Source organism: Paraburkholderia nodosa (assembly GCF_001718195.1).
GTDB lineage: Bacteria > Pseudomonadota > Gammaproteobacteria > Burkholderiales > Burkholderiaceae > Paraburkholderia > Paraburkholderia nodosa_A.
In genome coordinates this window covers 566468-578503 of the sequence record NZ_MCNV01000002.1, presented here as the reverse complement: position 1 = coordinate 578503, position 12036 = coordinate 566468, and the positions used below count along the sequence as shown (strand labels likewise).

The 12036-nt window shown below is 66.2% G+C and carries 13 protein-coding genes and 1 riboswitch; of the genes, 9 read left to right on the top strand and 4 right to left on the bottom strand.

Translation table 11 applies throughout. From position 1 onward, the window contains the following. The first annotated feature begins 1 nt into the window (after nucleotide 1). Genes pqqC through BFD71_RS05860 form a run of 6 tightly spaced genes read left to right on the top strand, consistent with a single transcriptional unit; the run spans nucleotide 2 to nucleotide 4037 of the window. Nucleotides 2–721 carry a pyrroloquinoline-quinone synthase PqqC gene (gene pqqC, locus BFD71_RS05885; RefSeq protein ID WP_069262443.1) on the top strand — a complete coding sequence of 240 codons (720 nt, stop codon included), beginning with the start codon at nucleotides 2–4 and terminating at the stop codon, nucleotides 719–721. After that, nucleotides 718–1005: a pyrroloquinoline quinone biosynthesis peptide chaperone PqqD gene (gene pqqD / locus BFD71_RS05880; protein WP_069262319.1), complete on the top strand. Its 288-nt coding sequence runs from the start codon at nucleotides 718–720 to the stop codon at nucleotides 1003–1005. Before pqqC ends, pqqD begins: the two co-directional genes overlap by 4 nt. A gap of 1 nt (nucleotide 1006) precedes the next feature. Continuing rightward, entirely contained in the window at nucleotides 1007–2125 is a 1119-nt protein-coding gene (pqqE, locus tag BFD71_RS05875) for a pyrroloquinoline quinone biosynthesis protein PqqE (protein ID WP_069262318.1), read from the top strand. Between the two features lie 13 nt (nucleotides 2126–2138). After that, complete coding sequence (locus BFD71_RS05870) at nucleotides 2139–2900, top strand: energy transducer TonB (RefSeq protein WP_069262317.1); 762 nt, start codon at nucleotides 2139–2141, stop codon at nucleotides 2898–2900. Between the two features lie 13 nt (nucleotides 2901–2913). Beyond that, a complete protein-coding gene (locus BFD71_RS05865) occupies nucleotides 2914–3612 on the top strand; it encodes a MotA/TolQ/ExbB proton channel family protein (RefSeq protein WP_069262316.1) in 699 nt (232 codons plus the stop codon). Continuing rightward, nucleotides 3609–4037: an ExbD/TolR family protein gene (locus BFD71_RS05860; RefSeq protein WP_069262315.1), complete on the top strand. Its 429-nt coding sequence runs from the start codon at nucleotides 3609–3611 to the stop codon at nucleotides 4035–4037. Before BFD71_RS05865 ends, BFD71_RS05860 begins: the two co-directional genes overlap by 4 nt. Nucleotides 4038–4040: 3 nt before the next feature. Here the strand turns inward: BFD71_RS05860 and BFD71_RS05855 are convergent, their stop codons facing one another. Both BFD71_RS05855 and BFD71_RS05850 read right to left on the bottom strand, forming a co-directional pair. Continuing rightward, nucleotides 4041–4571 carry a cytochrome b gene (locus BFD71_RS05855; RefSeq protein WP_069262314.1) on the bottom strand — a complete coding sequence of 177 codons (531 nt, stop codon included), beginning with the start codon at nucleotides 4569–4571 and terminating at the stop codon, nucleotides 4041–4043. 93 nt (nucleotides 4572–4664) lie between these two features. Beyond that, nucleotides 4665–5882 carry an FAD-dependent monooxygenase gene (locus tag BFD71_RS05850; RefSeq protein ID WP_069262313.1) on the bottom strand — a complete coding sequence of 406 codons (1218 nt, stop codon included), beginning with the start codon at nucleotides 5880–5882 and terminating at the stop codon, nucleotides 4665–4667. A 138-nt stretch (nucleotides 5883–6020) separates the two neighbouring features. Here BFD71_RS05850 and BFD71_RS05845 point away from each other — a divergent pair, with 138 nt between their 5' ends. Further along, the gene (locus tag BFD71_RS05845) at nucleotides 6021–6965 is read left to right on the top strand and encodes a LysR family transcriptional regulator (RefSeq protein ID WP_069262312.1); all 945 of its coding nucleotides are present in this window, start codon (nucleotides 6021–6023) and stop codon (nucleotides 6963–6965) included. Nucleotides 6966–6981: 16 nt separating this feature from the next. On the opposite strand, the gene BFD71_RS05840 is transcribed toward BFD71_RS05845, so the two are convergent. Both BFD71_RS05840 and zwf read right to left on the bottom strand, forming a co-directional pair. After that, entirely contained in the window at nucleotides 6982–7821 is an 840-nt protein-coding gene (locus tag BFD71_RS05840; RefSeq protein ID WP_083245078.1) for an ROK family protein, read from the bottom strand. Between the two features lie 22 nt (nucleotides 7822–7843). After that, nucleotides 7844–9478, bottom strand: a complete 1635-nt coding sequence (zwf, locus tag BFD71_RS05835; protein WP_069262311.1) for a glucose-6-phosphate dehydrogenase — start codon at nucleotides 9476–9478, stop codon at nucleotides 7844–7846. A 223-nt stretch (nucleotides 9479–9701) separates the two neighbouring features. Between zwf and BFD71_RS05830 the strand changes: the two genes are divergently transcribed. Together BFD71_RS05830 and BFD71_RS41340 are read left to right on the top strand one after the other, a co-directional pair. After that, entirely contained in the window at nucleotides 9702–11456 is a 1755-nt protein-coding gene (locus BFD71_RS05830; RefSeq protein WP_069262310.1) for an IlvD/Edd family dehydratase, read from the top strand. A 104-nt stretch (nucleotides 11457–11560) separates the two neighbouring features. Beyond that, nucleotides 11561–11664: riboswitch (SAM-I-IV-variant riboswitch) on the top strand. A 42-nt stretch (nucleotides 11665–11706) separates the two neighbouring features. Further along, on the top strand, nucleotides 11707–12024 hold the full coding sequence (locus BFD71_RS41340; protein ID WP_176732832.1) for a hypothetical protein: 318 nt from the start codon (nucleotides 11707–11709) through the stop codon (nucleotides 12022–12024). Nucleotides 12025–12036: the final 12 nt, after the last annotated feature.

The following is a 12036-nucleotide window of genomic DNA, read 5'->3' as shown; positions in this document are numbered from 1 at the left end:
GATGAACGCACCTCTCAAGCTTGAAAACACGCACGAAATATCATGGACTGCGAATGAATTCGAATCGCGTCTTCGTGCCCTCGAATCGCGCTATCACATCCACCATCCATTCAACCGCATGCTCAACGGCGGGCGTTGCTCGCCCGCGCAGATCCGCGGGTGGGTCGCGAACCGCTTTTACTATCAGATCAACATTCCGCTCAAGGATGCGGCGATTCTTTCGAACTGCCCCGACCGTGCCACGCGCCGCCGCTGGATCCAGCGTCTGACCGACCACGACGGGCAAGGCGAGAACGAAGGCGGCATCGAAGCCTGGGTGCGCCTGGGCGATGCCGTTGGCGTCGATCGGGACACGATGTGGTCGCAACGACTCGTGCTGCCCGGCGTGCGCTTCGCGGTCGATGCCTACGTGAATTTCGCGCGGCGCGCGCCGTGGCAGGAGGGTGTGTGTTCGTCGCTTACCGAGATGTTCGCACCGCAGATTCATCTGGACCGGCTCGCGGGTTGGCCTTCGCATTACCCGTGGATCGAGCCGCAAGGCCTTCAGTATTTTCGCAGCCGCGTGCCGCTCGCGCAGCGCGACGTCGAACACGGGCTCGAAGTGACGCTGAGCCATTTCCGCACGCCCGCCGAACAGCAGCGTGCGGTGGAGATCCTGCAGTTCAAGCTCGACATTCTCTGGTCGATCCTCGATGCAGTCGAAAAGGCGTGGCCCATATGAATCCGATAGTGCCCGATGCAGGCAGCGGCGTGCCGCTGCGCCCGCGCTTGCGCGGCATGTACCGCTTGCAGTGGGAGGCGGCCCAGGACGCCTACGTTCTGCTCTATCCCGAAGGGATGGTGCAGCTCAATTCGAGCGCGGGCGAGATACTCGCGCGTTGTGACGGCGCGCATGAACTCGACGAGATCATCGGCGAGCTGGAGCGGCTTTTCAGTACCTCCGAGCTGGCGCCCGACGTCTATCGCTTTCTCGATCACGCGCGGCTGCGCGGCTGGCTCGACTGACATGGCGACCGCTCCTGCCCCCCTGCCCAAGCCGCTCTGGCTGCTCGCCGAGCTGACTTACCGCTGCCCGCTGCATTGCGCGTTCTGCTACAACCCGGTGGACTTCTCGCGGCACGGCGAAGAACTCGACACCGAAACATGGCGCGCGACCATCAGCGCCGCTCGCGAACTGGGCGCGGCGCAGATCGGCTTTTCCGGCGGCGAGCCGCTGCTGCGCGACGACCTGGAAGCGCTCGTCGCGCATGCGCGCCAGCTTGGCTTCTATACGAACCTGATCACGTCCGGGATCGGCTTGAACGTTGAGCGCATCGAGAGGCTCAAGGCGGCCGGGCTCGATCATATTCAGGTGTCGATGCAGGATTCCACACGCGAACTCAACGACTTTCTCACGAGCACGCGCACGTTCGAACTGAAGCGCAACGTTGCGCGGCTCGTGAAGGCGCATGGCTATCCCATGGTCCTCAACTGCGTGCTGCATCGTTTCAATCTGCCGCACATCGCGCAGATCATCGACATGGCGCTCGAACTGGGCGCCGACTATCTGGAGCTCGCGAACACGCAGTATTACGGCTGGGCCATGCTGAATCGCGACCAGTTGATGCCCACCGCTGAGCAGCTTCGCGAAGCGGAGGAGACCGTGAACCGCTATCGCGCCCGGATTGGCGATCGGTGCCGCATTCTGTTCGTCGTGCCCGACTACTTCGAACAGCGGCCCAAAGCGTGCATGAGCGGCTGGGGCAGCGTGTTTCTCGGCGTGGCACCCGATGGCGCGGCGTTGCCTTGCCACGCGGCACGTTCGTTGCCGGGCCTCGTGTTGCCGAACGTGCGCGACGTGCCGCTGCGGCAGATCTGGTACGAGAGCGAAGCGTTCAACGCGTTTCGCGGCGATGGCTGGATGCGCGACCCCTGCCGCAGTTGCGACGAGCGTCACGCCGATCATGGCGGCTGCCGATGCCAGGCCTACCTGCTGACCGGCGACGCCGCCGCGGTCGACCCGGTGTGCGGGAAGTCGCCGCATCACGACCGCATCGTGCAGGCCGTGGAGTTCGCAAGACGGCCAACGCGCGACGACGAGCGGCCGATCGTGTTCCGCAGCCGGCAGAACTCGCTCGCGCTTTGAGTGGAGAATCGACATGGCGTCGGTCGTTGCGCGCTTCGATCGCGGTGAGCCTGCGGCGTTCGGCCAGCACCCGTTCGGGCGGCGTGCCGCAATCGCCGGTGTGGTCGCGGGCGTGCTCGCGCTGCATGCCGCGCTGATTGCGGTGGCGCGATGGGAGGCGCCCGCGTCGCACGCGATGCCGGTGCGCGTGAGGGTCATTGACGCCGTGCTGATCGCGCCGATTCCGCCTGTGTCGAACAAGAACGAAGCGCCTGCGCGAACGTCTTCGCCGAGCCGACCCACTCACGAAGCAATCCAGAATAATCGTGTGCAGTCGGCTAGAACCCGTCCACCAGCGCCTGTGCGTGCGCAAAGCATTACACGCACGCCGCCGCCGCTAACGCCACCACCGTCCGCACATGCTGCCCCCGAAGCCGCGACGCCGACGGAGCGCATAGCTGGACCGCAGCCGCGATCGCAACCTGCGCCCGTCGCTCAGGCACCTGCCGTGGACGTGCCGCGCCGCGTCGCCCATCTGGATTGCGCGCTCACGAAGCCCGACTACCCCGCGCAGTCCTTGCGCCGCGCCGAGGCGGGCACGGCCATCATCGAAGTCGATACCGCAGCGGACGGCCACGTAGTCGCCGCGCGTGTAGCGACGACCAGCGGCTACGCGAGGCTCGACGAAGCGGCGCGCGACGCGGCGCTCGCGAGCCGCTGCCAGCCCTATGCCGAGGACGGCAAGGCGGCGCCCGCGCGTGCCGACGTGCCGTTCACGTTCACCCTCAGCGAATGAAACGGAGGATCTCATGCCAACCTATGGAATCGCGCACCTGTGGACCCAGGGCGACCCGATGACGCGCTTCGTGGCGGCGCTGCTCATCGCGATGTCGGTCGTGTCGTGGTCGGTGATCGTAGTGAAGGCGTTCGAGTTCGCGCGTCTGCGCCGCCATTCGGGCTTCGCGCAAAGACGCTTCCGGGAAGCCGTCGACGCCGACGATGGCGTCGATGCATTGGGGCCCGCGGGCACGCCGTTCTTCGAGTTGGCCAGCGCAGGCCAGCGCGCGCTGGCGCACCACGGGGCGAGCGGCGCTGCGCATCGCGGGCGCGTCGACTTGAGCGAGTGGTTGCTGCGCAGCCTCAGGGCTTCGGTGAACGAGAGCTCGACGCGTCTTCAGCGCGGTCTCGGCCTGCTTGCCTCGATCGGCAGCACGGCGCCGTTTGTCGGCCTCCTCGGCACCGTGTGGGGCATCTACCATGCGCTGCTCGCACTCGGCGCGAGTGGCGACGCCAGTCTCGAACACGTCGCGGGGCCGGTTGGCGAGGCGCTCATCATGACGGCGCTCGGCCTGTGCGTGGCGATTCCCGCCGTGCTTGGGTATCACGCGCTTGCGCGTGTTTCGCGCGATATCGTCGCGCAGCTCAACCGCTTCGCATACGGCGTACACGCGCTGTTGCTCACAGGCAGCGCGCCTGCGCCGCGTGGGACGATGAAGGAACGGGTATGAACGACGATCGCGATCTGGAAGACGAAGCGATGCCGACGGCCGACATCAACATGACGCCGCTCATCGACGTGATGCTCGTGCTGCTCGTCATCTTCATGGTGACGCTGCCGGTTCTGCACCATGCTGCGCAGCTGGCGTTGCCGCGCGCGAGCAGCCAGCGTGAGGACCTGGCCGCGCCGCACGTCGACATCGTCGTCGATGCGCTTGGCCACATGAGCTGGAACGGGCAGCCTGTTCAGGAGTCCGCTCTATCGGCGCGGCTGGTAGAAGCCGCGCGGCTCACGCCGCAGCCTGAAATCCGGCTCTCGGCCGATCGCGCCACGCCGTACGGGCGTGTCGCGAAGCAGCTCTCGGCGGCGAGCGCCGCGGGACTCGCGAAGGTCGGCTTCGTGACCGAGCCGGACCCGCCGCGGCGTGGCCAGTAACGACTAAAGCTTCATGCGCTGCAGCACACGATCTTTGAGCACAAAGCGATGAAACAGCGCCGCGGCCACATGCAGGCAAATGAACGCGAACAGCACCCACGCGAGCACGCTGTGGACGTCGCCCATGGCGTGCCCGAACGATGAACCCGCAGGGGAGAGCGCGGGCAGCGGGATGGCGCCGAACAGCGTGACGTCCCACGCGCGCGACGACGCGTTGATCCATCCGAGCACGGGCACCGCGATGAGCAGGGCGTAGAGGCCGGCATGCGTGAGGGCTGCCACGGCACGCATGAACGGCGTCTGGTCGTCGGGCGGCGGGCGATGGGTGGCGCGCCAGAGCAGACGGCACACCATGGCGGCGACGAGCGCCGTGCCGACGCCCAGGTGCCACGCAATTTCGCCGACGGGGCGCGTGTCGCGGTGCACATCGGGCATGGTCCAGCCGATCACGAACTGCGCCGCGACGAGTGCGACGACGAGCCAGTGAAGCAGGCGCGCTACGAGGTCGTAGCGCGAATCGGCAGCGATTTGCATGGGCGCTCCGTGCTCAGAAAGGGTCGGTTGAAAGCGCCGATTCTAGCGTGCCGAGATTAACGGATCATTAACTGTGCAGCTTGCCGGTCACCCTTAAAGCCACGTTCCCCCTTGGCGCTCGTTCGGCTCCTGGGCAAGCGCGTCGAAATCGTGGATCCAGTCCAGATGATTGAGCACGCCCTCGCGCGAGCCGAGCCGGGCGTTGCGTTCCTGCGCAGCGGGGCCGTCGGGCAGATGCAGCACGTCCGCCGTGGTAATCGAAGCGTACTGCACCTTGCGCGTGCGGCCCCGGCGCAGGCGCTCGTAGGCTTGCTGCGCTTCGCGCCAGTTACCCGAGCCCGCCTTCGCCAGCTGGTCGGCCAGCACCACGGCATCCTCGATCGACTGGTTCGCGCCCTGGCCGTGGTGCGGCACGAGCGCATGCGCGGCGTCGCCGATCAACGTGATGCGACCCTTGCTCCAGCGGCCGAGCGGCGGGCGGTGGAACAACCCCCAGCGCTGACTGATCGGCACAGCGGTGATCATCTGCACGACGGCCGGGTGCCAGTCCCTGAAAAGGCGCAGTTGCTCGCCTTCCTGGGCAGGCATGACCCACTCGCGCGACGGCCACGGCGACGGATGGCGCTCCACCAGCAGGAAGTTCTGGTCGCCCTTGTCGCCAATCGGATAGTGCAGCAGATGGCCGCCCGGCCCGACCCAGAACTGAATGGTCTCGGGATCGGGCAACAGGTCCGTGCGCTCCGCGGCCACCACGCCGCGAAAGCCCGAGCAGCCCGAATACAGGGCGTCGTCGTAACCCAGCATCCAGCGCCGGGTGATCGAGCGCGCGCCGTCCGCGCCGATCACGAGATCGGCATCGACGTGTTCACCGTTGGCGAATGTCAGGCTCACGTGGTCGGGTTGCTGCGCGAGATCGACGAGCCGATGACTGAGTTTGATGCGCTCGAGCCCGACCGCGCCCGACAGCACCGCTTGCAGATCGGCGCGATGCACGCCCCAGTACGAGCCGCCGAATTGCCCGCGGGAGTCCGGTGCGCCGCGATGGTGGCCGATCACCGCGCCGCTGCGGCCGTCACGATAGACGAGGCCCGGCACTTCCGCGCAGACTTTCTCGAAGGCCGGTCGCAGGCCCATGCGCTCGTAGAAGCGCGTGGCGTTGGCCGAGAGGGCGACGGCCGCGCCCACTTCGCGCAGCTCGTCGGTCTGCTCGAAGAGTTGCGCGTCGATGCCATGCTCGCGCAGCGCGAGAGCCAGTGTGAGGCCGCCGATGCCAGCGCCGACGATCGCAATCTTCAGATCACGTGATTTCATGACTGTGTCTCCGATATTCATATAGGTGGGGTCGGCTGGCGCTGCTTCGTCACGCTCACACCGTGTCCGTATTCTCGGCAGCCGCTTCTCATTCCACAATAAAATGGAAGGAATCTGCTTCATCACTGGATTGAATGAATGGAACTGGGCGACATCGATCTCAATCTGCTGCTGCTTTTTCATCGGCTCATGCGCGAGCGGCGCGTGGCGAGCGTGGCCGAGCAGATGAACATGAGCCAGCCCGGCGTGAGCAACGCGCTCGCGAAGCTGCGCCGCCTGCTGGGCGATCCGCTCTTCGTGCGCGGGCCGGGCGGCGTGGTGCCCACGCCGTTCGCGCTGCGTCTCGCAGAGCCGGTCGCGCAGGCGCTCGCCACGCTGCACGGCGCGCTCAATCCCGTGACCGGGTTCGATCCGTTGCGCGCCACGCGCACCATGACGATCGGCATGACCGACATCGGCGAGGTCGTGTTCCTGCCCGCGCTGCTCGAGCGTCTCGCGCGCGAAGCGCCGGGCGTCGCGCTCAACACCGTGCGCAATACGGGCGTCAATCTCAGCGAAGAGATGGCCGACGGCCGGGTCGATCTCGCCATCGGATTGCTGCCGCAACTCAAAGGCGGCTTCTATCAGCGGCGTCTCTTCGATCAGCGCTATGTCTGCCTCTTCAGGCGCGGGCATCCGCTGGAGAATGCGCCGCTCACGCTCGCGGCCTGGCGCGAGGCCGAGCATCTGGTGGTGGTGTCGGCGGGCACGGGGCACGGACAGGTCGACGAATGGCTGAAACGGCGCGGCGTGAAGCGCCAGGTGCGGCTCTCGGTGCCGCACTTCATGAGCGTGGGCTACATCCTCGAGCGCACTGATCTGATCGCCACGGTGCCGGAGCGGCTGGCGCTGCAACTGGCGAAGCCGTTTTCGCTGAGCCTGAGCGCGCTGCCCATGAAGCTGCCCGCCGCGCCGATTCATTTGCTCTGGCACGCGCGCGTGCAGCACGACGAAGGCAATCGCTGGCTGCGCGAACGCGTGATCGAACTCTTCGCGGATGGCGGCGGGCAAGCGCGCAAGGGTAGCGGCGCAGCCCGCGCCTAAGCCTCGAGCGATCCCGCTAGCGGAATTTGCCTGCGCGCTGCGTGGCCGCGGGCAGCTGCCGCGTTTCGCGCACCGAACGCGGATGCCACAGGCGCGCGCCGCCTTCGATGCCGCGGTCGTTCGGCACGGTGGCCACGTTCGGCGGCAGATCGAACGTGAGGCGCGCCGCGTTGCCGCCGCCTATCCAGAGCTTGTCGTAGTGCACGAGCGAGTCGAGTATGCCGATGATCTTCTCGACGCGCGCGTTCCAGCGCTTGTTCCCCGCCTTGCTGCGCGCGGCGTCGCCGATGTACTCGTCGTAGGCGCGCTTCCGGCTGACCGGATGATGCGCGAGTTCGAGGTGCGGCATCAGTTCGCCATCACGGAACATGGCCGTGCCTACCCCCGTGCCGAGCGTCATCACGAACTCGAGGCCTTGCCCTTCGATCGCGGCGAGGCCCTGCATTTCCGCGTCGTTGATCATGCGCACCGACGCAATGCCCAGGCGCTCGCCGAGCATCTGCGCGAGCGGCACGTCGTTCCAGTCGTCGGGGCCGAGATGCGGCGCCGTGATCACATGATTGTTGCGCACGACACCAGGAAAGCCGATCGAAACGTGGGTCGCCGGATACTGCTTGAGCAGCGGGCCGACGAGCGTCGCGAGCGTTTCGACCAGCAAGGCGGGCGGGCACGGATGCGGTGTCGCCACGCGCACGCGCTGCGTGCGCATTGCGCCGCTCGCGTCGATGATCGCGGCCTTCAGGCCCGTTCCGCCAACGTCGATCGCGAGAATATTTTCGATGTCGTTCGAGGTGTGCGTTGCACTTACCGCGCTTTTCACAGCGCTTTTCTTGACCGCTTTTTCGATTTTGGTCATACGTTCTCCTTGGCTGTCTGGTTCACGTCTTCTTCGCCGGCGCCGGCGCGAGGGTGCGCCACGCGCGGCCGTCGCGCGCGAGCAGTGCATCCGCCTGCGCCGGGCCTTCGCTGCCCGCGGCGTACTCGTACACGGGAAGCGCGGCGTCGAGTTCCGGGTGCAATACGCCATCCACCGTCGACCATGCCGCCTCAATGCCATCGGCGCGTTGAAAGAGCGTCTGGTCGCCGAGCATGCAATCGTAGAGCAGGGTTTCGTAGCCGACATTGGCACGCTCCGCGAAGAAGTCGTCGTAGTCGAACGACGAATGCACCGGGCCGATCTGCACGACTGGCCCCGGCGTCTTCACGTTGAAGTCGAAGCTCGTGCCATGCGACGGATCGATGCGCAGCGTCAGCACGTTGGGCGTGAGCGTATCGACCGGCGTGTCGCGAAAGAGCAGAAACGGCACGCTCTTCAGCTGCACCGAAATCCCCGTGCGCCGCGCGGCGAGGCGCTTGCCGGTACGCAGATAGAACGGCACGCCCGCCCAGCGCCAGTTGTCGATCTGCACGCGCGCGGCGGCATAGGTTTCGGTGCGGCTGTCCTGCGCCACGTCCGGTTCTTCGCGGTAGCCCACGCCCGCCGGGCCCTTCGCGTATTGACCGAACACCACGTCGTCGGGCGTGAGCGGCTTGAGCGCATCGAAGATGTCGGCCTTCTTGTTGCGCACGGCTTCGGCGTCGAACGAGTTGGGCGGCTCCATGGCGACCATGCCGAGCAGCTGAAACAGGTGATTGGGCACCATGTCGCGAAACGCGCCGGTCTGCTCGTAGAACTTGCCGCGGCCTTCCACGCCGATCACTTCCGAAGCCGTGATCTGCACGCTGTCGATGTACTCGCGCCGCCAGACGGGCTCGAACATGGCGTTGGCGAAGCGTAGCGCGAGTATGCTCTGCACCGTGTCCTTGCCGAGGAAGTGGTCGATGCGATAGACCTGCGATTCGCTCGCGAAGCGCAGCACATGCTCGTTCAAGTCGCGCGCCGAAGCGAGATCGGCGCCGAAGGGCTTTTCGATCACGATGCGGCGGAACGCGCCGTTGCGGTCGTTGCCCTCGTCGAGCAGCCCCGCCTTGCCGAGACGCTCGATAATCGGCTTGAAGAAGCGCGCGCCCACGGCGAGGTAGAACACGACGTTGCCGCGCGACTTGCCGTTCAGCTGCTGCGCGAGGCGCTCGAATGCGCTGTCGTCCTCGAATTCGCCTGCCATGTAGGTGAGCCGCTGCGCGACCCAGTCCCACGCCTCGTCGTCGAGCTTGCCGGCGTGGAAGGTACTCGCCTTGTCGGCGGCGAATTTCTCCAGCGCGGCGTGCAGATCGTCGACCCACGCCTTCGTTTCGCGCTCGCCATGATTCACGCCGATGATCTTCATGCCGTCGTCGAGCAGGCGGTCGACGGCGAGGTTGTAGAGCGCCGGCATCAAAAGGCGCTTGGTCAGATCGCCGCCCGCGCCGAAGATCACGAGCGTGCAGGGCGGTGCGGGACGCTTGCCAACGGGCGAGGCGGGCGCGGCCGGTGCGCCGTGCGGATGCGCAGGCACTTTCGCGCTGGGGGCCGCGCGGGAAGCTTCGTTGGAAGCGTAGGGCTGGGTCGCGGGGTGGGTCGGTTTCGTCGACATGATTTCGCTTCAGTGGGCCGAAATGAATACAGCGAGCAAGTCCGGTTCCTTGACTGACCGAGTTTGCGCGCATTGAGTTCATTCCGCCATCGAAGGCGTTTTGTAATATCGTGGGTACTCATGTCACGCCGTTCTCCCCCGCGCTGATTGCGCAATTCGCAGTACCCTTACCGGCGGCGGCAACTTCGACCAGGCTGATTGAACCGACCCGAGGATGGTGGCTATGTCCGATAAGCACTCCCCCGACGAAAAAGATTCCCATGATCCGCAGGGCATGCGCGGCGGACTCACGAACTACGGCGACACCGACTTCTCGCTGTTCCTTCGCAAGGCCTTCATCAAGGGCGCCGGATATACCGACGACGCGCTGGCGCGACCCGTCATCGGCATCACCAACACGGGCAGCGCGTACAACCCGTGCCATGGCAACGCGCCTCAGCTTCTCGAGGCGCTCAAGCGCGGCATTCTGCTGGCGGGCGGCTTGCCGATGGAATTCCCGACCATTTCCATCCACGAAAGCTTTTCGCAGCCAACCAGCATGTTCATGCGCAACCTCATGTCGATGGATACGGAGGAGATGATTCGCGCGCAGCCCATGGATGCGGTCGTGCTCATCGGCGGCTGTGACAAGACGGTGCCCGCCCAGTTGATGGGCGCGGCGTCGGCGGGCATTCCGGCCATTCAGCTCGTTACCGGGTCGATGATGACGGGCGCGCATCGCGGCGAGCGCGTCGGCGCGTGTACGGATTGTCGCCGCTACTGGGGCAAGTTTCGCGCGGGCGAAGTCACGGCGGACGAGATCGCCGAGGTGAACGACCGCCTCGTGCCGAGCGTCGGCACCTGTGCCGTCATGGGCACGGCCAGCACGATGGCTTGCGTGGCGGAAGCCATGGGCATGACGATGCCGGGCGGGGCCTCGCCTCCAGCGGTGAGCTCGGACCGCATGCGCGTGGCCGAGCAGACCGGCGCGCAAGTCGTGGAGATGGCGCGACGGCGGCTCACCATCGACCAGGTGCTCAGCGCCGAGTCGTTCGAAAACGGCTTGCGGGTGCTGCTGGCCATCGGCGGGTCGACCAACGGCATCGTGCATCTCGCAGCGATTGCCGGGCGCATGGGCTTCGACATCGATCTGGACGCCGTGGACCGTATGGGCCGCGAAACGCCCGTGCTGCTCAACCTGAAGCCGTCCGGCGAGCACTACATGGAAGATTTTCATCGGGCGGGCGGTATGGCCACGCTGCTTCACGAACTGAAGCCCTTGCTGCATCTCGACGCCATGACCGTGACCGGCCGCACCCTCGGGGAAGAGATGGAGCGCGCCGGGCCGCGCTTCGCGCAGGACGTGGTGAAGCCGCTCAGCGCGCCCATTTACCCGCAGGGCGGCCTGGCCGTGCTGCGCGGCAATCTCGCGCCGGGTGGCGCGGTCATCAAGCAATCGGCCGCCTCGGCGGCGCTCATGGAGCACGAGGGCCGCGCCGTGGTGTTCGAGGACGCGACCGATATGGCGAACCGTATCGACTCCGATGATCTCGACGTCCACGCCGACGACGTGATCGTCCTCAAACGCATCGGACCCAAAGGCGCGCCGGGCATGCCCGAGGCCGGCTACATCCCGATCCCGAAGAAGCTGGCGCGGGCCGGGGTGAAGGACATGGTGCGGATTTCGGACGGACGCATGAGCGGCACGGCATTCGGAACCATCGTGCTGCACGTCACGCCGGAAGCTGCCATCGGCGGCCCGCTGGCGCAGGTCCGTAACGGCGACAGCATCCGCTTGAGCGTGGCCAACCGCGAGATTACGCTGCTCGTGGACGACGAAGAACTGCGGCGCCGGGCGCAGGCGAACCCGGTGACTGCGCCCACGGCAAGCCGCGGTTATCACAAGCTCTTTCTCGACGCCGTGACCCAGGCAGACAAGGGCGCCGATTTCGATTTCCTCAGGGCGGTCGAATCGCGTGGCGCAGTGCCCAGGAAGTAGCTTGCGGGCCGGGAGAGCCGGGTGGCCGCACTTCTTGCCCGGCGTCCTGATTTCGGTATAATGAAAGCTCGTTCGGAATATCGAACAAGAAAAACCACGCAGCAGCAAAGCATCCAGAGTCGGACTGACCGACGCCAACCTGCCCTCCCGGGCAAGGTGGAAGCCCTCGAGGCGATGCGGCCGATTCACGGCAACGAAACGGGAACAGCCTGGCTGGCACCGGTTCGATCAACTTTCATCCGGAGCCACCATGCATCAAGATATCTCCTCCTCTTCGACCGTCTGTGAAGACCTGTCGCACTGCCTCCCCGGTTTCACGCTCACTCACACCGTGCATCTGGTGTCCGGTCTGGATCTCGGCGTCGTGTCGACCGCCGCCGGCGTGCTCGACGGCGAACAGGTGGTCGTCGACCGATGGGCCGTGACCCGCTTCGGCGACGTGCTCGAGCAAAAAATCGTATTTGGCGACATGACCGAACGGCGGGCGGCCCGGCTGCGCGAACAGCTCGCGGCCGTCGACGGCGTGTTGCGCGCGAAGATAGAGCATCATTTCGTGCGCGCCCGCTGAAACCAAAGGCTG

Bases quoted from the DNA above. Each gene is read 5' to 3' on its own strand.
- pqqC (WP_069262443.1), top strand. From the start codon at position 2: ATGAACGCACCTCTCAAGCTTGAAAACACGCACGAAATATCATGGACT.
- BFD71_RS05845 (WP_069262312.1), top strand. From the start codon at position 6,021: ATGGAACTGGGCGACATCGATCTCAATCTGCTGCTGCTTTTTCATCGG.
- BFD71_RS05840 (WP_083245078.1), bottom strand. From the start codon at position 7,821: ATGACCAAAATCGAAAAAGCGGTCAAGAAAAGCGCTGTGAAAAGCGCG.
- BFD71_RS41340 (WP_176732832.1), top strand. From the start codon at position 11,707: ATGCATCAAGATATCTCCTCCTCTTCGACCGTCTGTGAAGACCTGTCG.
- BFD71_RS05830 (WP_069262310.1), top strand. From the start codon at position 9,702: ATGTCCGATAAGCACTCCCCCGACGAAAAAGATTCCCATGATCCGCAG.
- BFD71_RS05870 (WP_069262317.1), top strand. From the start codon at position 2,139: ATGGCGTCGGTCGTTGCGCGCTTCGATCGCGGTGAGCCTGCGGCGTTC.
- BFD71_RS05850 (WP_069262313.1), bottom strand. From the start codon at position 5,882: ATGAAATCACGTGATCTGAAGATTGCGATCGTCGGCGCTGGCATCGGC.
- zwf (WP_069262311.1), bottom strand. From the start codon at position 9,478: ATGTCGACGAAACCGACCCACCCCGCGACCCAGCCCTACGCTTCCAAC.
- BFD71_RS05865 (WP_069262316.1), top strand. From the start codon at position 2,914: ATGCCAACCTATGGAATCGCGCACCTGTGGACCCAGGGCGACCCGATG.
- pqqE (WP_069262318.1), top strand. From the start codon at position 1,007: ATGGCGACCGCTCCTGCCCCCCTGCCCAAGCCGCTCTGGCTGCTCGCC.
- BFD71_RS05860 (WP_069262315.1), top strand. From the start codon at position 3,609: ATGAACGACGATCGCGATCTGGAAGACGAAGCGATGCCGACGGCCGAC.
- pqqD (WP_069262319.1), top strand. From the start codon at position 718: ATGAATCCGATAGTGCCCGATGCAGGCAGCGGCGTGCCGCTGCGCCCG.
- BFD71_RS05855 (WP_069262314.1), bottom strand. From the start codon at position 4,571: ATGCAAATCGCTGCCGATTCGCGCTACGACCTCGTAGCGCGCCTGCTT.